Genomic DNA, 19,654 nt, shown 5'->3' on the forward strand with positions numbered 1-19,654 from the left:
TGTTATGAGCAAAGTTAGCCAAAACATCATCAAGCAACTTGAAGACGAACAGCTGAAAACAGACGTTCCAGCTTTCGGCCCAGGTGATACTGTGGTTGTTCAAGTTAAAGTTAAAGAAGGCGACAAAACCCGTCTGCAGGCTTACGAAGGCGTAGTTATCGCTAAACGTAACCGTGGTTTACACTCAGCATTCACAGTTCGTAAAATTTCGAACGGTGAAGGTGTAGAGCGTGTATTCCAGACGCACAGCCCAATGATTGACAGCATCACGCTGAAACGTCGTGGTGCAGTACGCCGTGCCAAGCTTTACTATTTACGCGATCGTTCAGGTAAATCAGCGCGTATCCGCGAAAAGCTTAACTAAGCACACTTTAAAAGCTGCCTCCGGGCAGCTTTTTTTTTGCCTGCGATTTGGGTAAGTCAGCATCAATTGCAAATTTCCCTATTCCGGACAGCCACTTATTCTTTTTCTGCGGATCTTCTTTTTTTGCGTTAAGCATGGCTACAATTGCCAGCATGCCCAGCTAGAAGGAAGTTGTTGTGGATTCAGCCAGTTTTATTGAAAAACGTCGATTTATTGTGAAGCTTGGCAAAATGCTGCACAAGTTTGGTACTCCTGCCTATCGTTTAGAAGTGCATTTATTAAATGTGGCGGAATTTCTCGGTATCGGCGCTGCTTTTGCGATTACGCCCACAGTGCTGACTTTTGTGATTTGGCAGCCAGGTGAAGAAAACGAGTACACCCATGTGGCGCGGGTGATGCCGGGCGAGCTTGATTTAGGATCGTTGTCCCGCACCGATGAAATCGTTGACGCGGTTGCCAATGGCGACATGACCTTAGAACAAGCCACAGCGCGCCTCAATGAAATTGCAGTGATGCCAAACCCTTATTCGCGGATCTTTACCTTTTTAGCCTACGGTGCCGCCGGTGGCGCTTTTGCCATGTTGATGAAAGCCAGCTGGCATGATGTATTCTGGGCCGCGCTGATTAGCCTGCTGGTGTATTTATTTGTGCTGTGGGCAGCGAAAAGCCGTCGGGTCACCAATATGCTCGAGCCTTTGGTGGCGATGGTTTCGGCTTTTGCCGCAACGGCCATCGCGGCTTATCTCGATCCGACTATCCAGGTCCCCATCGTGGTACTTTCGGCAATTATCGTGTTTATCCCAGGTTTGGCGTTAACGTTGGGGCTGGCTGAATTGGCCGCCCGGCATCTGGTGTCCGGCACCGCCCGGATCATGGACGCGGTGATGATCTTATTTAAACTGTATTTTGGCGCTTATCTCGGCCTGGCGCTGGGGCAGCTTTGTTTTGGCGAAGCTGTATATCAGCCGGTGCCGTCAGTACCCGCCTGGAGTGCCTGGCTGGCGATTGCGACCTTATGCGGTAGCCTAGTGATTGTATTTCGCGCCCGGAAAAAACACGCACTGTGGGGGATCGCCTCTGGTTTTATCGCTTTTGCCGCCAGTATGTTTGGCGGAGTTTATCTTGGTCTGGCGTTAGGGGCTTTTGTCGGTGCTTTTGCCGTCGGCGTTTATGGCAATATTTTTACCCGACTGATGAACGCGCCGGCCAGTATTGTTTCGCTGCAAGGCATGATTGTGCTGGTGCCGGGCAGTAAAACTTATATCGGACTGAACTCATTTATTTCTGGTGAACAAATGGCGCCGGTGGATCAACTGGGACAACAAACCTTTTTGATTTTTATGTCGCTGGTGGCAGGGTTTATTTTTGCCAACGTGGCGTTGCCACCGAAGAAAAGTTTGTAAAACATTGATGCCGGCAAGCAGGCGACTACTTCAGTTTGTCTGCCCAGCCGGCAATGATTTGGGAAAATTCACCACTGTCTTTAAGCTGCTGTAAGCTGGTTTTTAGTTTTGTGACGATGTCAGTTGAAGTTGTCAGACTACAAGCCAGATGAAAATCCAACGGCAGATCCGTGACTTCCATTTGTTTTTGTAAGGCTTCGAGCGGCACACCCGATTCAAGCGCCCGGTATTTTAAAATCGTGTCATTGATCAGCACTAAATCAATGTCCTTGCGGCCCTGCAGTACATTGAGCATGGTCGTAACACTTTCCAGTAAATACAGCTGTTCCCCTTCTTTAAAGCCATGTTTGAGTAAGTAATGATGGGTGATATCGTCCTTGGTGACGGCAGTGACCAACTTTTTCGCATCTTCCAGCGTTTTTAACTGAATATCCGGCCGGTTTTTTAGTGAATACATTGACGTGATAGTGGATGCCAATGCACCAACCCACTGAAATAGTGGCGTTCGTTCGGTACTTTTTGAAATGGAATAAATACAGGTATTGGTCTGGCGCAGCGTGCGTTGATAGGCCCGGCTCCAGTCCTGAACTTCGATCTGGTAGGGGATGCCGGCAATTTCAAACGTACGTCTGACCACTTCGGTGGCAAAACCGCTGACCCCACTTCGGGTATCAATCTGATACGGCGGCAAGTGTTCTGTCAGCACCTTAATGGGTTTGGCGCCAGCGGTAGGGCAACATGCCAGCAGTAGTAGTGCCCCCAGAAAACGTTGCCGACCTTTGATCATCAACTTCACCTTTGTTCCACCAAAGCGCCTCAGAATTACTGTATCGGTGATTGCCAGTTGCAGCAACTTTTGAGCTAAAGATAGTTGTGCAGATCCGCGCCAGCTAACGGCAAAAATCACAGCTATGCTTTACATCTGATGAGTTAGTCGTGAGCCAGCCATACTATTTTGTAATCTTATGTTTACGGCGCGTGTAAGTGATTGGTTTCTATGGATCGCCTTAATCTATTGACTTATTTGGTTGACATTTAGAGTGTCACTTTTTAATATGTCGGCATTCGTAATTAATGTGATACATTCTGTATATTTAAGTTTACGCTTATTTCTGTCTGCAACTGCCCGGCTGAAGTGACAAGCGAAACAAAACTTCTGGAGCTAAAGCGATGAGCAAGATAGTTGATGATTTAAGGATAGTGGCGGAAAAACCACTAAGTCCGCCTTTGGTATTAAAACGGGTGCTGCCGCTGGGGGAACAAGGTGCGTTGTTTGTCCAAAAAGCCCGACGTGAAATTGCTGACATCATTCATGGTCGTGATCCACGTTTGTTAGTGGTGACTGGCCCTTGCTCTATCCATGATCCGGTGGCCGCGATGGACTACGCCAGGCGGCTAAAAGATCTACAAATTCAATACAGTGATAGCCTGTACATCGTAATGCGGGTGTATTTTGAAAAACCACGCACCACGGTTGGCTGGAAAGGCTACATCAACGATCCACATCTGGATGATTCTTTTGATTTGGAAACCGGTTTAACCCGCGGCCGCGAATTGTTGTTGCAACTGGTTGATATGGAACTGCCAACAGCGACGGAAGCGCTGGATCCGATCAGCCCGCAATATATGTCGGATTTGATTTCATGGGCAGCAATTGGCGCCCGTACTGTGGAGTCGCAAACCCACCGCGAGATGGCCAGTGGCTTGTCGATGCCGGTTGGTTTTAAAAATGGTACTGATGGCAATTTAGGTATTGCGCTTAATGCGCTGCAATCGGCGGCGAGCCCGCATACCTTTATCGGGATTAACCAACGCGGTGAGGTGGCGCTGGTGCAAACAGCTGGTAATCCGGACGGACATATTATTCTGCGCGGTGGCAGCAAACCGAACTACGACGCGGCCAGTATTAATAATGCCGTGGAGCAACTGACAAAGCTGGCGTTACCAACGGCGATTGTCGTTGATTGCAGTCATGGCAATTCGAATAAAGATCATAACCGGCAAGGCCAGGTGGCGGAGGCGGTGGTGGCACAGCGCCAGCTTGGGAATAAAGCCATTATTGGTCTGATGTTGGAAAGCCATATCAATGCCGGGCGGCAGAATATCGTCAATGGCAAAGCAGAACTTTATGGCGTGTCTGTGACCGATGCCTGTATCGATTGGCAAGCCACATCGCAGCTGTTATCCGGGCTGCATCTGCAGATGCAACAAGTGGTCAATGCCGCTTAAGAGGTTCCGATGCCGCAGAATGAACATGCCGATCCAATGGCCGCTTTAGCACCGCTGCGCCAGCAAATCGACCAGCTTGATAGTCAGTTGGTTGAATTATTAGCGGCCAGAGCCAAAGTGACTGCCGAAGTCGGGCGGGTGAAGCAACAACATGCGTTACCACTTTATGTGCCGGAGCGGGAACTGGCATTAATTAAAGCCAGGCGCGAACAGGCAACAGTCGCCGGCGTTTCGGCCGAACTGATTGAAGATGTGCTGCGCCGGGTGATGCGCGAATCCTATCAGACACAGGAAGCTGGTTTTGTCTGTTGCCGACCAGCCGGTGGCAAAGTGGTGGTGGTTGGCGGTGGTGGGGCGCTCGGCCGAAGATTTGTGTCGTTGTTTGAGCGCTCCGGTTATCAGGTGGCCATTTTGGAAGCGACTGACTGGCTACAGGCCGTGTCCATCGTCGAAGGGGCTTGTCTGGTGTTGATGGCGGTGCCAATCAATCTGACCGAACAACTGATCCGTCAGTTGCCGCCATTACCTGCTGATTGCCTGCTGGCTGACATTACCAGTATCAAACAAGTACCGATGCAAGCCATGTTGCAGCAACACCCAGGGCCAGTGCTGGGGTTACACCCGATGTTTGGGCCTGATATCAGCAATATAGTGAAACAAGTGGTGGTGGTTTGCCATGGTCGCGGTAGTGAACAGTATCAGTGGTTGCTGAAACAATTTAGTGTCTGGGGCGCGGTGCTGACCGAGAAAGCGGCGCCACAACATGATGAACTGATGCAGCTTATTCAGGCGATGCGCCATTTTTCATCCTTGGTGTATGGCGTCCATCTGGCGGAAGAACAGGCCGATTTACAACAACTGCTGGAACTCAGCTCACCGATTTACCGGCTGGAGCTGGCGATGGTCGGGCGGTTATTTGCGCAAAATGCCGAGCTTTATGCGGACATTATGCTGTCATCTTCGGCCGTCACTGGTTTATTGCAACGTTATCAGCATCGCTTTAATCAGTTATCGCATTTGCTGGCTGCTGGCGACAAACCTGGCCTGATGGCTGAATTTGCCAAAGGCCAACAATTTTTTGGTCCGGTGGCAGAGCAGTTTTTACAGGAAAGTCGCAAGTTGTTGCAAAAGGCGGCAGATGAGCGCAGTTAAACAAGCTTCGTCGTCACGGTGACCGGAACTTTAGCTGAACCGCCTGTTGTATTTCGGTCGAGTCCGGTCAGCAGTTGATTAACTGCCATATTTTTCGAAAATTTTGGCGACAGAATCTTTGTATAAGGGTTTAAGCAGATAACCTTTTGCACCACGGTCGATGGCTTCTTTGACGGTATTTTTGTTTTTGTTGCCGGTTAACATAATAAACGGAGTTTGCTGATTGATACCGCTGTTTCTCTGGATTTGATCCAGCACATACAGCCCATTGGTGTCAGGTAAGTTTATGTCCATAAAGACAAAATCATACTTTTTGTTTTTCATGTAAGAAAAAGCGATTCGGCCGCAGGTCGCGGTATCAACCTCGACGCCAAAACTTTTCAGTGTCATAAATGTCAGATTTAAGCTGATTTGGTCATCTTCAACCAGCAGTACCCGGCGCAGATTTTTAATCTCCGATTCGACCAATTTGTCAGTATTGATGGTGTTGTAAAGGCGATTGAACGGTTGTGCCGTATGGACACTTGCCGCTGCTGAAGGGAATTCCGGAAGCTCTGGCAAGGTGTCATCGAGGTCATGCTCTGGACGTTCTTCTGCAGGAAACCGGTGATCGTCCGCAATCATCACTGCAAGAATATCAATGACTTTCTGTTGTAGCCTTAACAGTTCTGGCCGGATCTCTTCAGATTTAATCTGGCCGAGGACGCTGCGGATCAGATCAAAGTTTAAAGCGACTTCCTGCTGCAATTGAATTTTTGCGATGGCATCATCCAGCGATTGTTCGATGAACCTGATGCTATATTCGATTTTTGCCCGTAACTGCGCTTTGGTTTCCAGTGCTTTGGCAATTTGCTGGTTCGGTGTTGTCACCGCAAGGGCTGCTTCCGTCGACTGCGGATGATGGACCACCGTCGCCCCGAGTTTGCGGATCAAATGGTCGCAAACAATGACTGGCCGATGTTGTTCGTACAACGGGCGGGATACCAGATAATCATCGAGTAAACCGCCACAAAATGCATCGTAAGCTTCTTGCTCTTCACCGCGGCTAATCAGCACAACAAAAGCATGCGGACAGATATCCTGCCCTTGTACGTTATTAAAAACGCAATAGTAAAGATCCAGACTGGCTTGTAGGTTTTCCGCGGCAATGATCAGAATTTTGCTGCTTTTTTCCAATAGCATGACCTGTAACCGGTAGCGGGTTTCGATCAGGGTGATCCGGGCGCCACTTTGCGCCAAAATTCGCAGCAGCATCTGATCACTTTCGCGGTCCGTTGAGTAAAAAACAATGTGACTGCTGCTATCAATGTTCATAGCTTTGTTCCAGTTCAATAAATTTCTCAATAACTTCGTTGAGCTGGTGGTTAAATCGCGCCAGTTCCGCCGCATTCAGGTCGAGCAATGCCGGATCTGCCGCCGCATATTCATTATTTTCGGCCATTAAGCTCAGGGTGTCAGAACCATAATATCGGGAGGTACTTTTGATATTATGGAAAATCTCCATCAACAGTTGCCGGTTTTGCTGCTCGGTTGCACGACGAAGCAACGTTTGTTGTTTACAGAGGTACTGGCGGAACTGCTCCAGGGTAGTTTTGAGATGTTGTGGCTCGAGCGGTCCGGTGAACATCATAATAGTGTCGGTGTTCACCAGCGTGTCGTGGCTAAAGGTTAATTCACGGTCGATATCGACAATACATTCGGGGTAGCTGTCAGTTTCAGATTCAGTTTCAGTTTCAGATTCAGATTCAGTTTCAGTTTCAATCTGAGTCTCAGCCAGCCGGTCGTTGAGTCGTGCGAACTGCTGTTCCAGCACGGCTAGTGAACAGGGTTTAATCAGCAGCAGATCCACCGCAGAACTGTCACATTCGTGTTGGCAACTTAAGGTATTGTTGCCGGTCAGTACCCAGATTTGACAAGGAGCGAGCTGATACTGGCGTTCGTAGCTCCGCAGATGGTAAGCCAGTTCAGCCCCATTCCAGCCGGATAACTGATAGTCAGTGATTAACAGCTGATAATGCTGCAACTGACACAGGTTGTAGGCGGTTTCCGCATCCGATGCCGTGTCGGCCTGATATCCCAGCGCTGCAAGTTGCTGTTGTAAAACAAATAAGTTTTCCTGATGGTCATCCACCAACAAAATTCGCAGCTGGTGTTTGGTGGTATGAACTGCAAACTGCTGTTCCGGAAGCATGGAGGGCGGCTGCTGTTGTAACGCCTGTAACCATTCGGCCAGCCGGAATGGATACATTTCCAGGAGTCGGGTACTTTCTGTGCGGAATTTTTGTGCCTGGGTCGAGTTAATGACAAAGCAACTGCCAGGCAACAGCTCATATTGCTGCAGATACAGTTGTTTATCGATGATCGCCGCATCTGTCAGGTCCAACAACCGTACCTGATCGTTGGTCGTTGGTTGCAGCATTTGCTCAGCACTACAAAAGCGGGTGCTAAATGGCAAATTGCATTGATATCTCGATAACAATGCCAGCAGCGTTTTACTGTTGCTAAACACCGGCTGCAGCTGCAAATGATGCGGTAATTGCCAATCTGCACTGCTGATCCGCGACAAGCTGGTCTCGAAATAAAAATGCGCCCCCTGGTCCAGTTGGCTTTGCACCTGTAACGTACAGCCCATCAGTCTGCAGATATAAGCCGAAATCGACAGGCCAAGGCCAGTGCCACCAAAGCGATAGTAGATGTCAGGAGTGGCTTGGGTAAAACTGTCAAAAATATATTTTTGCTGCTCGGCACTGATCCCGATGCCATTGTCTATCACATGAAAACTGATCTGTTGTTTGTGCTGATCTTCAGCTTCTGCTTTCAGATCCAGTCTGACGACACCGTGTTGACCTGAGGTAAATTTTACACTGTTGCTGAGCAGGTTCTGTAATACCTGACGCAAGCGCAGCGCGTCGCACAGATAAAAACCATGAATGGCCGGATCAATATAAACTTCGGTTTTCAGCCCTTTGAGTTTCGCCTTCGCAACAAAAGACTCCAGTACATCTTCACACAACCGGCGTAAATCGGTTTCAACCAGTTGCAACCGGGCTTGTTCTGACTCCAGTTTTGACAGGTCCAGCACGTCGTTGAGCAACTGCACCAGATGGCGGCTGGTGCGGTCAATGGTGGCGACGTACTGGTGTTTCCCTAATACCGGATCGGCCATTAATAATTCGATCAGACCGACGATCGCGTTCAGTGGGGTGCGGATTTCATGGCTTAAGGTTGAAATTAACCGCAACTGCTGATTATTGGCATTTTCGGTCTGAGTGGCGGCGTGCTGCAGTAACTGATCCAGCATTTTGGCCGTGGTGTCATCACTGATTAATCCCACTCTGCAGCCATTGGCCTGCACATAATCGCGGTACTGAAATGACCGGCCATCCAGTAGCTGAAAATTGTACCGGACTTTATGGTGTTGTTTTAGTTGCCGGCGCAGCCAACGCAAAGTCACCGCAACCTGGCGATCGTTGAAGTCGCGGCAGTTGTACATCACTGCACGGGCCAGCAGTTCTGAGGTTTGGGTTGTTGTGGCATGATCGGCAAAATAGGGAAAGTTTAAAGAGATCTGCCGCGATAAATAGCGAATGTTACCATCCGCATCCATGATGACAATGCCACCGGCCAGGGTCTCTAAAGACTGCAGCAAGGCCGATAAATCGGGTTCTTTCAGACTATGTTGCTGCTGGTGGATCAACAAATACCCGGTACCGGCAATCTTCTGTGGAACAAATAGATAACGCTGCTCGCCAATCATTAACTCCAGACTTTGTTGTAGGGGCTGCGCCTGTGTGAGTTGTTGTTCTAAATCATAAAGTTGATAACGTTGGGTCAGCAGTCGCAATTGAGCAGAAAATTCGCGTCCAGCCACAAACTCAGCGATATCGCTTTGTAATATTTGATCATTGTTGACCAGGGCGGTCCGCAGCGAAGTTGGTGTCATGGTCACTGCCGGGCTGACGGATGCTTTGGCTGACAGCGGGTTGCCCATTTTGGTGTTTTCCCGCAACGGCTGGCAACTGACCAACCAACATCGGCACTGCTCATTGTCGATCTGCATTAACGACAACATATATTTCTTTTGCAGCAGTTCAAATGGCAGCATCCGGGCGTGTTGATAGGACAATTGCTCGGCAGCTTTATTCACCAATTCATGCTGATGTAACACCAGCACCGGATCCGCGTTAAAACTGTGACTGCATCCCAGCATTTCACCATCGGCATTCAGCACAAAACAGGGAGTTGTCATTATCCTTAGAAAATCCAATATTCCGGTGACCATACCGAAGTCCCTTTTTTCACTCCGTTGCATTAGGTCTAACAGAATTCAGCCAGATTGAAAGCAAAGTTTGTAACAATGAACGGTGCGGTTTTCTGTCGTTGTATTGCCGTTGTTTACTGAATTTCGCTAACAAGTTCATCTGGAAAGTTTTATTCAGTCCGGGCATACCTGAGATTGTAAATAAAATCGTACACTCCCGCGCCAGCGGCCGCGGGAAATTGTGATGATGCGCAGAATACTGATTTTGAGCAGAGATTGACCCGGTTCTGCACTTAATAAAGTTGCAGCGCCACAGATCCCGGTGTTGCAGGCTACTGCGCAGAGTGACGGACTATTCAGTGTCGCAAGATCTCTTTATACTTTCTGCAGTTACCTATGAGTTGATGCCCTCACGTGTCCCAAATCTTATCAACATTGCTACGCAAATTACTGCAACTGCTGCGTTATGGCAGCGCTTTAGTGCTTGGGCTGGTGTTATTGTATTCATTCGTGCCGGTGCCTTATACCGGCATGATGCTGGAGCGGCAGCTTGAAGCATGGTGGTCAGGTAAAAGTAACTATCAGCTACGACATCAGTGGGTGCCGTTAGAGGAAATGTCCCGTCATCTGCTGCAAGCCGCCGTGGCTTCTGAAGATCAGAAGTTTCTAGAACACAATGGCTTTGATATGCAGGCTATTGAAAAAGCGCTGGTTTATAACAGCAAAGGCAAAAAAATCCGTGGTGCTTCGACCATCAGCCAGCAAACGGCCAAAAACGTCTTTTTGTGGAGCGGCCGCAGTTGGCTGCGCAAAGGTCTTGAAACCGGCTTTACCCTGCTGATTGAAGCGGTCTGGGGCAAACAGCGTATTCTGGAAATTTATCTCAATAGTATCGAATTTGGTCCAGGCGTGTTTGGGGTTGAAGCCGCAGCACAGCAATATTTCAGGCGTTCTGCCGCGCAGTTGACGGCAGCACAGGCGGCCCTCATGGTGACCGTGCTGCCAAACCCTCATCGTTTTCTACTGCAAAGGCCTTCACCTTATATGTATAAGCGCCAACAGTGGGTACAAAAACAAATGCGCCAATTGGCGCCCGTCACCAGAGCATTTGGCGATTAAATAGCTCGTTAGATGTCGAAACCCATCACAATCGGCTGCAACCAGATGGCTGATGATCATTTTGTGCAGCTAAAATTAGCCGTTTTATTGCGCGGATTTGGCTTACATTAGAGAAATAATACTGTGCCTTTTTCACAGAAACCGTTATCTTATGCGTCCTGTCTGCGCTGCATTTCGGGAACATTGACTACTTTCATCAGCACAGATAAAGCGGCTTTTACCCTACACCGCACATAACAAAAATAATCGAGGAATTTACCAATGAATGAATTTGTATCCACGGCGAACTCCATCATCTGGAGTCCGGCGTTAATTGTGTTGTGTCTGGGCGTTGGATTGTACTTTTCGATACGTTCCCGCTTCCTGCAGGTCCGCCATGTCAAAGAGATGGTTCGACTGATGTTTGATGGAAAAAGCTCAGACAGCGGTGTTTCTTCATTCCAGGCCTTGACCATGACATTGGCCGGTCGGGTCGGTACCGGCAACGTGGCCGGTGTTGCCACTGCCATCACTTTTGGTGGACCAGGCGCTGTGTTCTGGATGTGGATGATGGCGTTTCTGGGGGCCAGTTCTGCTTTTGTCGAATCTACGCTCGGCCAGGTCTATAAAGAAAAAATCAATGGTCAGTATCGCGGCGGCCCAGCGTTTTATATCGAAAAAGGGTTGGGTATTAAGTGGTACGCTATTTTGTTCGCGATAGTAACGATTATCGCGACCGGTTTGTTGTTGCCAGGTGTGCAGGCCAACTCTATCGCTTCTAGTATGGAGCAAGCTGCCGGGATCAGTCCGACAGTAACCGCTTCTGTCCTTGCCGTAACTCTGGCTTTTATTATTTTTGGCGGTGTGAAACGTATCGCCAGCTTTGCTGAATTTGTGGTGCCTTTTATGGCGATTGGTTACATTCTGGTGGCGTTGTTAGTCATTATCCTCAATCTGGATATGCTGCCTGGTGTGTTAAAGCTGATTATCAGCAGTGCTTTTGGTTTGGATGCTGGTTTTGGGGCAATGTTGGGTCTGGCGATCCAATGGGGTGTCAAACGAGGGGTTTATTCAAATGAAGCAGGTCAGGGTACTGGTCCACACGCATCTTCTGCCGCATCCGTCAGCCATCCCGTCAAACAAGGCCTGGTGCAGGGATTTTCGGTCTATATCGATACCTTGTTTGTGTGTTCGGCAACGGCATTTATGTTGTTGATCACTGGTCAGTATAATGTCGAAAATCCTGATGGTTCAGCCCTATATACCGGGGTGCAGGGCGTTGCCGCCGGACCAGGTTATGTGCAAACGGCCATGGAAAATGTGTTACCAGGTTTTGGCTCGTTGTTTGTCGCCATCACGCTGTTTTTCTTCTGCTTTACCACCATTGTCGCTTATTACTACATTGCTGAGACCAACATTGCTTACCTGACCCGCAAAACCAATCTGCCTTGGTTACCGCTAGTGCTGAAGTTTTTCCTGATGGCATCCACTATTTACGGTGCGTTAAAAACTGCTGAAGTTGCCTGGGGATTGGGGGACATGGGCGTTGGTTTGATGGCGTGGCTGAACATTATTGCCATTGTGATGATGCATAAAGTGGCATTCAGTTGTCTGCGCGATTATGAAGCGCAGAAAAAGGCCGGGCTGGATCCGGTGTTTCATCCGGAAAAGCTGGGGATCAAAAATGCGCATTATTGGGAAGGTAAAACAGATGCAGAACTGTTGAGTTCAAGTCTGGCGAATGTTGCGTTAAAAGATCCGGACAAAAAACCTGCTTAGTGATCCACTCAAAAAAGTCAGCTCCGGCTGACTTTTTTACAGCTGTTGCAAACTGACATCGCAACACAATGATTAGTTTTTGCAGTCGAGGTAATAATGTTATTGAAAACCAATCGGTTATCTTTGCACAAATTAACGGCCGCCGATGCGGATATCATGTTGCGACTGCTGAATGAGCCTAGTTTTATCACCAACATCGCTGACCGTGGGGTGCGGACTTTAGCTCAGGCACAACAGTATTTATTAGATGGTCCAATTGCCAGCTATCAACAACATGGTTTTGGGATGTATCGGGTTGAGCGTCAAAGTGATGGCGTAACGCTGGGTCTTTGTGGGTTGGTGTACAGACCCTATTTAGCAAAACCTGATATCGGTTATGCATTTTTTCCGGAGTTTTTTGGCCAGGCTTATGCTTTTGAAGCGGCGCAGGCAGCCTTTGACTATGGCAAAAAAGTGTTGCAGCTATCTGAAATTGTTGGCATCGTGTCGCCGACAAATGTGCCGTCAAAACGGATCCTGGAAAAACTGGGTCTGGAAACACTGCGACAAGTACAATCACCTGATACCGGGCAGTGGCTGGATTATTACACCGAAACAACAGGTTCGTTTTGAATCAGTCGCTTTGCCGCTTGATGACTGACGACTTAACTTGCTGCCGACCGACTTGCTGACAGTGCTTATTGATGCGGTTGCTGCTGGCGGTTTTTAACAAAATCCTGATAGCTTTTGGCAGCAACGTCTTTTAAGCAACTGCTGGACAGTGGCTCTGGCAGCAAACTGCACTGGGCACGTTGATCGGCAACCATCTTATTGTACCAATATTCTTCACTGCCGCGTTTGGCAACAGTGCAGCTTTGCAGCAGCAACATCAACAGGATAGTGCCGGTGGTTCGGGTCATTGTGGACTCCCAGGTAATCGAAACTGCACTATGGCATAGTCTGCCGGTTGTGCCAAATTTACGCCAAATGTTTGAAAATTCATCAAAATGCCATCTTTGGCGAGATCCATTGCTTTAAGCTGCTAAAAAATGCTTCGCGGAGATCGCCGTTGTCTGCATATTCGCTGCCAGAACTGCATCAGCTGGAACTCCTGCTACGCAGTGCGCCAGATCTGGTGCAATCCAAAGTGCTGGGGCTGATTGATTTTCAGCAACAACAATTACCGATTTACGCCATCACTGTTGGTAATGCGGCGCCAGACAAACCGGTACTGCTGCTGACTGCCGGCGTGCACGGTTTGGAACGGATTGGCACCCAGGTGCTGTTGGCGTTTTTGGAAGGCCTGTGCAGTCGCTTGCAGTGGGACCCCAATTTTGCCGCTTTGTTCGATAAAGTTCAGCTTTGTTTATTGCCATTGATTAATCCGTCGGGGATGGCGCTGGGCTGGCGTTCAAATCAACATCATGTGGATTTAATGCGTAATGCACCGGTTGATTGTACCGAAAAAGCTGCTTGGTTGCTTGGTGGGCAGCGCTATTCAAAACGTTTGCCCTGGTATCGCGGTTTGGCCGGTGAGCTGCAGCAAGAAACCGGTTGGGTGATTGAGTATGTGCAGCAATTGTTTAAAGCACCTTTTGTACTGGCGCTGGATTGTCATTCCGGCTTTGGCCGCACCGATCGGTTGTGGTTTCCGTATGCTAAATCAGCACTGCAGCCCATTGCTCATTTAGCGCAAATGCATCGGTTGCGTGAGCTGTTTTTTCAGACTTATCCGCAGCAAAATTATATTTTTGAACCGCAAAGCCGGCATTATTTGTGTCATGGCGATTTGTGGGATTATTTATACGATTTATCGCAGCAACCCGCGGCTAGTCATGCTGCGGGCGTGGCGGACGCGCCGACTTTTTTACCATTGACTTTGGAAATGGGCAGCTGGAATTGGGTGCGGAAAAACCCGTTTCAACTACTTCGAAGCCACGGTTTGTTTCATCCGGTAAAACCACACCGCATTAAAAGAGTATTGCGCTCTCATTTGATTTTATTCGACTTTTTACTGCATGCCACCGCCGCTGCACCGGATTGGTTGCCGTCGGTCAGTAGCCGCAATGCCAGCGAAGCGGGGGAGTTATGGTATTAACCGGCGTTTCAGGTGAGCCATGCAAGGTGCTTCCTATTGTATTACTGCGTGGGTTGTCACGGGAGCAAGCACATTGGGGCGACTTTATCGGCCAGTTGCAACGCACTGTGGTTAACCCAGTGCTGGCGCTGGATTTGCCTGGCGTTGGACAGGCCCGGCATGAAAGTGCTCCGGCAAATATTTCGCAAATGGTGCAACAGTTGCGCTCGCGGCTGGTGTTGTTACAGCAAGGACCTTGTCATCTGCTGGCGATGTCGCTGGGGGCGATGGTGGCGATGGAATGGTCGGCGCAGTATCCGCGGGACATTGCTTCGTTATTGCTGATCAACAGCAGTAGCGCCGGATTAACGCCCTTTTATCAGCGGCTAAAATGGCGAAGTTATCCGCTGGTGGTGCAGGCATTGTTTGCTTCGGTGCAAAAGCGCGAGCAGCTTGTTTTGCAACTCACCGCGAACAATTTGCAGCTGCGACAGCAACAGTTACCACATTGGCAGCATATTGCTCAGGAAAGACCGGTGCGTAAATTGGATGTTTTACGGCAGTTGGTGGCGGCAAGTCGTTTTCGTTTAACGGACAAACCCCATTGCCCGGTATTGTTACTGGCCAGCAGGGCAGATCGGCTGGTTGATTGGCAAGCCAGTCAGCGGATGGCCGATTTATGGCAGGTGCCGTTGTTGCTGCATCCTAGTGCCGGTCATGATTTAGCCCTGGATGCACCGGCTTGGGTTTTGCAGCAGGCTGTTGATTTTTATTCCAACGTCAATAACTGACCAGCCAATTGTTTGTGCTGTTGGTTAAATAAGTGCAGGGGCTGGCGTAGCGAGGGGATCCGTTCAAGGCGCTCGCAAAATCCGGCAGTTTTACCGCCGACACCCATTTCTGCTCACATTTCTGCGGCTCAATTTTCGCCATCGCCAGAGCGCGCCTGAAAGTTTAAATGCGGTTTACCAATCATGTAATGTTTGCGAAACGTATGGAAATAATCGGCTAAGGCGCTGGCCGCTGCCTGGTCGTTGGCGACCTTGAGCACTTCAATCACCACTTCCGCCGTGCACAGCTGGTGTAAATGCGCCGCTTCACGGAGTTGATAACTGGATGCTTGCTCTGGCTGAATACCCAACACCGGAAATTGATCCAGATAGGGGCTTTTACTAAACATTTTTTTTGCTTCGCGCCAGGTGCCGTCAAGTAAAACAAACAATGGAATTTTGCCGTTGTCATCGATTTGACTGATGCAGCGCTTCGGCGCGGCATATTGGGTTGGGAAAATAACAATTGGCTGATAAGCAGGATCGCTGAGTAACGCCAGCAGCGCTGGATCCGGCACTGTTCTATCCCAGACAAAAGCGTGGTTATCCAGCGCAACATCGGCAATCAACCGGCCGGTGTTAGTCGGTTTAAAGCATTCACCGGTATACATTAAAAACAAAAAAGCGCTTTTCGCACAAGGCGTTGGCTTGGCGAAACAAATGCAATCGGGCTGCGGCAATAAACAATGTTCGCAGCGGAGCACTTTACTGCCGCGGGCATTAAAAGGTTTGGTGGTCCGTTGTAGTTCTTGTAGCCGTAAGGCCAATACAGAATTTTGATGAGTCAAAGCAGAGTTCCTTCAAAAACGCCGGTTATTGTAGCCTGAAAGCACCGAACTACGGCACTGCCTTTTTTTGCGGGCTCATTCAAGGCGTTCATGAGATGTAGCTTTAAAGTGGCGGTAGAAGCTGCATAAAACGTTGGCTGATGGGATAGGGAAAAACATCTTCGATGATGCCGGCGCGGATTTTTTGTTGTTTTTCGCACCAGAAGGCTGCGTCCAACAATTCCGGATGCGCTTCGAATAACAAAGCCCGCAGCTGTGGTTGTGGTGTGACAAAAGTGGCAATTTGTTCCGGAAACACGTCACCTGGGTTCACCGGATACCAGGGCTCGCTCGACAGCAAATCGTCCCAGTTATCGGTATGTGGGATAGTACGAAAATTCACATCAAGCAGATATTGCACCTCGTCGTAATCATAAAACACCACCCGGCCGTGGCGGGTGACACCAAAATTTTTCAGGAGCATATCGCCCGGAAAAATATTGGCGCCAATCATGTCTTTCAAGGCCTGGCCGTAGTCCTGCATTAAGCGGCTTTTCTCGGCATCACTGGCTGATTCTAACGCCAGATTCAGCGGGATCATCCGCCTTTCGATATACAAATGTGAAATCACCACCATGTTGTCTTCGATAGTTAATGAACCTGGGATCGCTTCGATGAGTTCTGCCAGCAGCTCTGGTGCAAAGCGGTTTTTCGGTAATGCGACATCAGAATATTCCATGGTGTCGGCCATCCGGCCAACCCGATCGTGCTTTTTTACCAGAAAATAGCGGTCTTTCACCGTATCACGGCCGAACGCTTTGGTATCGGAAAAACGGTCGCGGATCACTTTAAACACATATGGAAAAGAGGGCAGGGTAAACACCATCATCACCATACCGCGAATGCCGGGCGCCGCGACAAACTTATCCGTCGAGGCCGCCAGATGCTGCAGTAATTCGCGGTAAAATTCAGTTTTAGCCTGCTTATGTAACCCGACCGAGGCGTAAAGCTCGGCCAGTGTTTTATGGGGCAGCAGCTCTTTTAGAAAGTGCACCAGGGCAGATGGCACCGGTGTTTCCACCATAAAATAGGCGCGGGAAAAGCTAAACATAATGGTCATCTGCTGTGCTTCGGTGATCAGCGTATCAATGTACAGCAGGTTATTTCCGGCAACCTTTTGTTGTAACAGCGGAATAATAAATGGCTGCTGGCCGTCAGGGCTGACCACCCGACCGACGATATATGCCGCTTTATTGCGGTAAAACACCGATTTAAGCATATCAAAGCGAATTTGATGCACCGGGTGGCGACCATGGCTGGACTGGTGCCGGAATGCCTGCAGTAACAAGCGGATATCGCGTTCTAAATCAACAAAAGGCAACGGCAATGAAAAGCTGGCGAATATTTTCGGCACACAAACCCGCAGACCGTCCTGGGCTGGAAAATAGCTGTCATACACCGAGGCGATGGGCGCCGGTAATTTTTTTTTGCTGAGGGTAGATTCGACAAAAATATTCTGATTGTGAAAATATTTTCGGTCAAAAAGTCTGCAAAACACTGAGTTATAAAAAGTTTCTGCAAGTTCTGCTTGCGGGTGAAAACCCAGATAGTCCAGATAATGCTGTTTCACTTGTTGCCACAAAGGCTCGTCCAGACAATGTTGCGGCAATTCTTTGACCAACTGATCGATGGTTTCCTGCACCCTCAGATCATAAAACGAAATCCGATCTGAGCTGTCCCTGGCAAAACCCGGCCAGTCGGCTGTGGCAAAACGCTGCTTGGCGGTTGCTGTCATTTGCTGGAACAAGCTGAAATGACGGCGAAAGCCTTTGAGGATCGCCTCTGCAATATGTTGCGCCTGTACCATCAACGTTCCCGATTGGAGTGAATACTCTAGATTAGGTTTTATTGATAACGCAGCACGCAGGAAAAAGCAATCTACATTCCGGTACCTTTCATTAAGGTCGCTGAGGCATTTCCAAAAAATGCCGATTGTTAAATAAGTGATATTTTTATGATATTTTAAAGTAAACATAAAAATCACATTAAATTAACTATATTTCGATTGTTTTATCACAACAATGGGAATTGATATGAATGCATTTGGAAGGATCGGGACATTTTTGTTGCTTGGAGCCATAGCGTTGCATAGTGCGATGCTACGATCTGAACAAACAACAGTCACCTGGCAGCAGCGCCAATACCAGCCTGCTTTTTTTGATTTTAATCAAGACAATATTGACGATCTGCTATTGCAGGCGATATCGGCAGAAGATCGATCCCTACTGGTACTTGGACATCACAGCAGCACCGATGAAAAATTTGTACCGCAAAATAGCCAGATATTACCGGCACTGATTGCCGGATCCGGCTGGTCGGCTGCGGACGCGCAATTGCTGCCGTTACGGCGCAGCTCAGATGGCGGGACTGGATTATTGGTTATTTTTCCGCAGCGCCAAGCTGCAGTGTTGTTTGCTTTTCACGGCCAAAACCTCAACTTGTCCCAGCCAATTGCCAAGTATACGGCCGCACAATGGCCATTTCTGAAGGCGGTCGCTGCGCATAAATTGCATACAGCTGATTTTGATCACGACGGTGTTGATGAAATTCTGCAACTTGGCAAGGTTAGTGGTGAACATCAAATTCTGAAACTTCAGGCTAATTTCAGTTTTTCCACACAACAAAAAATTCAGAAAAAAGTAGCGTGGGGCCTTCAAGACCAAGCGCGGATTATTGTCGGTGATTTTGATAACAATGGTTTTGCCGATATTTTTGCACTAGCGAAAAAAGCTGATTCGAAGCATTACCTGGTGATGGCGGATCAGCACGGGAAATTCTCCGATGTCGAAGTACAAGAGATTTCGCCTGAAATTGGTGGCCTACCGTGGCTTGATGAAAGCTCAGGTACCATGTTAGTCAGGCGGCGGGATGATCAACGCGCGAATTTGCTGCGCTTTTACAATGCTGATGAGTTGGGTAATGCAACTAACCAGAGTTGCATCGGTTGGTTATATGATCCGAAGTTAAAAACCAGTCAGGAATATTGCTTGAAATCAGCTTCATCCGGGGATGGCCGTGCCAGCAAGCAAATATTTCAGAATCCACCTTTGTCAGTGGTGAATCCTCTGACACAACTCGATGTTGATTCTAATCCAGAATGCCCGATAGTTCCTTATTCGACAGGGGGGTTGCTGTCGACAGCATTACAACTCTCCAATGAGTGCGAATACATGCCGATTAAACCTTTTTCAGCTCCGCGGATGGATGCCAGTAGTTTTGCGGTGAATCAGAATTTTAATGTGCATTTGGACAGTACCGGAGATCCCCGGGCATTAACTTATGAAGTATGGGCAATCTCCGGAAGCAATCTTTTCTACAGCGTAGCGACAGTGATCGCTCCCGGTGCTACTCACACGTTGCCAACGACGACAGTCAGTGGCCGTTTATCGATTGCCGGTGATTATCTGGTCAGATATCGCAGTTGCAACGATAATGGTTGTAGTGGTTTTGGACCGGCAGGCTTCCTAAATATTTACGCTGCGCCTGTGACGCATCTGGTATCAACCAATGCCGGAGCTGGCGGTAGTGTTTCTCCTTCATCGCGCAGTGTAGTGCAAGGCAGCAGCACCAGTTTTACGGTCACTGCGAATAGCGGTTATACCATCAATGGCGTTAGCGGTTGTGGCGGCAGTTTATCTGGCACGACTTTCACCAC

Annotated in this window: 16 protein-coding genes; 10 read left to right on the plus strand and 6 right to left on the minus strand. The window is 48.7% G+C overall.

Translation table 11 applies throughout. The annotated features are described in order from the left end of the window. Positions 1–4: 4 nt before the first annotated feature. Both rplS and EOE67_RS11000 read left to right on the plus strand, forming a co-directional pair. A complete protein-coding gene (gene rplS, locus EOE67_RS10995) occupies positions 5–364 on the plus strand; it encodes a 50S ribosomal protein L19 (protein ID WP_008898080.1) in 360 nt (119 codons plus the stop codon). A 176-nt stretch (positions 365–540) separates the two neighbouring features. Then, the gene (locus tag EOE67_RS11000) at positions 541–1,767 is read left to right on the plus strand and encodes a threonine/serine exporter family protein (protein ID WP_127699124.1); all 1,227 of its coding nucleotides are present in this window, start codon (positions 541–543) and stop codon (positions 1,765–1,767) included. A gap of 25 nt (positions 1,768–1,792) precedes the next feature. On the opposite strand, the gene EOE67_RS11005 is transcribed toward EOE67_RS11000, so the two are convergent. Next, positions 1,793–2,554: a substrate-binding periplasmic protein gene (locus EOE67_RS11005; RefSeq protein ID WP_127699125.1), complete on the minus strand. Its 762-nt coding sequence runs from the start codon at positions 2,552–2,554 to the stop codon at positions 1,793–1,795. Positions 2,555–2,937: 383 nt separating this feature from the next. On the opposite strand from EOE67_RS11005, the gene EOE67_RS11010 reads away from it, so the two are divergent. Both EOE67_RS11010 and tyrA read left to right on the plus strand, forming a co-directional pair. Further along, positions 2,938–3,996 carry a 3-deoxy-7-phosphoheptulonate synthase gene (locus EOE67_RS11010; RefSeq protein WP_127699126.1) on the plus strand — a complete coding sequence of 353 codons (1,059 nt, stop codon included), beginning with the start codon at positions 2,938–2,940 and terminating at the stop codon, positions 3,994–3,996. Between the two features lie 9 nt (positions 3,997–4,005). After that, positions 4,006–5,148 carry a bifunctional chorismate mutase/prephenate dehydrogenase gene (gene tyrA / locus EOE67_RS11015; protein WP_206099563.1) on the plus strand — a complete coding sequence of 381 codons (1,143 nt, stop codon included), beginning with the start codon at positions 4,006–4,008 and terminating at the stop codon, positions 5,146–5,148. 78 nt (positions 5,149–5,226) lie between these two features. Here tyrA and EOE67_RS11020 read toward each other — a convergent pair whose 3' ends face one another. Further along, positions 5,227–6,462 (minus strand): response regulator, encoded by a 1,236-nt coding sequence (locus tag EOE67_RS11020; RefSeq protein WP_164852293.1) that lies wholly within the window; start codon positions 6,460–6,462, stop codon positions 5,227–5,229. Next, positions 6,452–9,397: an ATP-binding response regulator gene (locus EOE67_RS11025; RefSeq protein WP_164852294.1), complete on the minus strand. Its 2,946-nt coding sequence runs from the start codon at positions 9,395–9,397 to the stop codon at positions 6,452–6,454. Before EOE67_RS11025 ends, EOE67_RS11020 begins: the two co-directional genes overlap by 11 nt. A 426-nt stretch (positions 9,398–9,823) precedes the next feature. Between EOE67_RS11025 and mtgA the strand changes: the two genes are divergently transcribed. The 3 genes from mtgA (at position 9,824) to EOE67_RS11040 (ending at position 12,898) form a co-directional block, all read left to right on the plus strand. Then, entirely contained in the window at positions 9,824–10,528 is a 705-nt protein-coding gene (gene mtgA / locus EOE67_RS11030; RefSeq protein ID WP_127699129.1) for a monofunctional biosynthetic peptidoglycan transglycosylase, read from the plus strand. A 261-nt stretch (positions 10,529–10,789) separates the two neighbouring features. Further along, on the plus strand, positions 10,790–12,286 hold the full coding sequence (locus tag EOE67_RS11035; RefSeq protein WP_127699130.1) for an alanine/glycine:cation symporter family protein: 1,497 nt from the start codon (positions 10,790–10,792) through the stop codon (positions 12,284–12,286). Positions 12,287–12,382: 96 nt separating this feature from the next. Continuing rightward, complete coding sequence (locus EOE67_RS11040; protein ID WP_206099564.1) at positions 12,383–12,898, plus strand: GNAT family N-acetyltransferase; 516 nt, start codon at positions 12,383–12,385, stop codon at positions 12,896–12,898. A gap of 65 nt (positions 12,899–12,963) precedes the next feature. Here the strand turns inward: EOE67_RS11040 and EOE67_RS11045 are convergent, their stop codons facing one another. After that, the gene (locus EOE67_RS11045; RefSeq protein WP_127699132.1) at positions 12,964–13,185 is read right to left on the minus strand and encodes a hypothetical protein; all 222 of its coding nucleotides are present in this window, start codon (positions 13,183–13,185) and stop codon (positions 12,964–12,966) included. 149 nt (positions 13,186–13,334) lie between these two features. On the opposite strand from EOE67_RS11045, the gene EOE67_RS11050 reads away from it, so the two are divergent. After that, the gene (locus EOE67_RS11050; RefSeq protein WP_127699133.1) at positions 13,335–14,363 is read left to right on the plus strand and encodes a M14 family zinc carboxypeptidase; all 1,029 of its coding nucleotides are present in this window, start codon (positions 13,335–13,337) and stop codon (positions 14,361–14,363) included. Positions 14,364–14,389: 26 nt separating this feature from the next. Then, positions 14,390–15,133, plus strand: a complete 744-nt coding sequence (locus EOE67_RS11055) for an alpha/beta fold hydrolase (RefSeq protein ID WP_164852295.1) — start codon at positions 14,390–14,392, stop codon at positions 15,131–15,133. A gap of 128 nt (positions 15,134–15,261) precedes the next feature. Here the strand turns inward: EOE67_RS11055 and EOE67_RS11060 are convergent, their stop codons facing one another. Together EOE67_RS11060 and aceK are read right to left on the minus strand one after the other, a co-directional pair. Then, positions 15,262–15,960, minus strand: a complete 699-nt coding sequence (locus tag EOE67_RS11060) for a tRNA-uridine aminocarboxypropyltransferase (protein ID WP_206099565.1) — start codon at positions 15,958–15,960, stop codon at positions 15,262–15,264. A gap of 103 nt (positions 15,961–16,063) precedes the next feature. Beyond that, positions 16,064–17,806: a bifunctional isocitrate dehydrogenase kinase/phosphatase gene (gene aceK / locus EOE67_RS11065; protein ID WP_127699135.1), complete on the minus strand. Its 1,743-nt coding sequence runs from the start codon at positions 17,804–17,806 to the stop codon at positions 16,064–16,066. Between the two features lie 289 nt (positions 17,807–18,095). On the opposite strand from aceK, the gene EOE67_RS11070 reads away from it, so the two are divergent. Beyond that, positions 18,096–19,654, plus strand: a 1,559-nt coding sequence (locus EOE67_RS11070; RefSeq protein WP_164852296.1) for an InlB B-repeat-containing protein, incomplete at its 3' end; no start/stop codon positions are given.

The organism is Rheinheimera riviphila, from assembly GCF_004005945.1.
GTDB classification, from domain to species: domain Bacteria; phylum Pseudomonadota; class Gammaproteobacteria; order Enterobacterales; family Alteromonadaceae; genus Pararheinheimera; species Pararheinheimera riviphila.

Excerpts from the sequence above, each read along its gene's own strand:
- rplS (WP_008898080.1), top strand. The coding sequence starts at position 5 with ATGAGCAAAGTTAGCCAAAACATCATCAAGCAACTTGAAGACGAACAG.
- EOE67_RS11005 (WP_127699125.1), bottom strand. The coding sequence starts at position 2,554 with ATGATCAAAGGTCGGCAACGTTTTCTGGGGGCACTACTACTGCTGGCA.
- EOE67_RS11010 (WP_127699126.1), top strand. The coding sequence starts at position 2,938 with ATGAGCAAGATAGTTGATGATTTAAGGATAGTGGCGGAAAAACCACTA.
- tyrA (WP_206099563.1), top strand. The coding sequence starts at position 4,006 with ATGCCGCAGAATGAACATGCCGATCCAATGGCCGCTTTAGCACCGCTG.
- EOE67_RS11020 (WP_164852293.1), bottom strand. The coding sequence starts at position 6,462 with ATGAACATTGATAGCAGCAGTCACATTGTTTTTTACTCAACGGACCGC.
- EOE67_RS11025 (WP_164852294.1), bottom strand. The coding sequence starts at position 9,397 with ATGACAACTCCCTGTTTTGTGCTGAATGCCGATGGTGAAATGCTGGGA.
- EOE67_RS11035 (WP_127699130.1), top strand. The coding sequence starts at position 10,790 with ATGAATGAATTTGTATCCACGGCGAACTCCATCATCTGGAGTCCGGCG.
- EOE67_RS11040 (WP_206099564.1), top strand. The coding sequence starts at position 12,383 with ATGTTATTGAAAACCAATCGGTTATCTTTGCACAAATTAACGGCCGCC.
- EOE67_RS11045 (WP_127699132.1), bottom strand. The coding sequence starts at position 13,185 with ATGACCCGAACCACCGGCACTATCCTGTTGATGTTGCTGCTGCAAAGC.
- aceK (WP_127699135.1), bottom strand. The coding sequence starts at position 17,806 with ATGGTACAGGCGCAACATATTGCAGAGGCGATCCTCAAAGGCTTTCGC.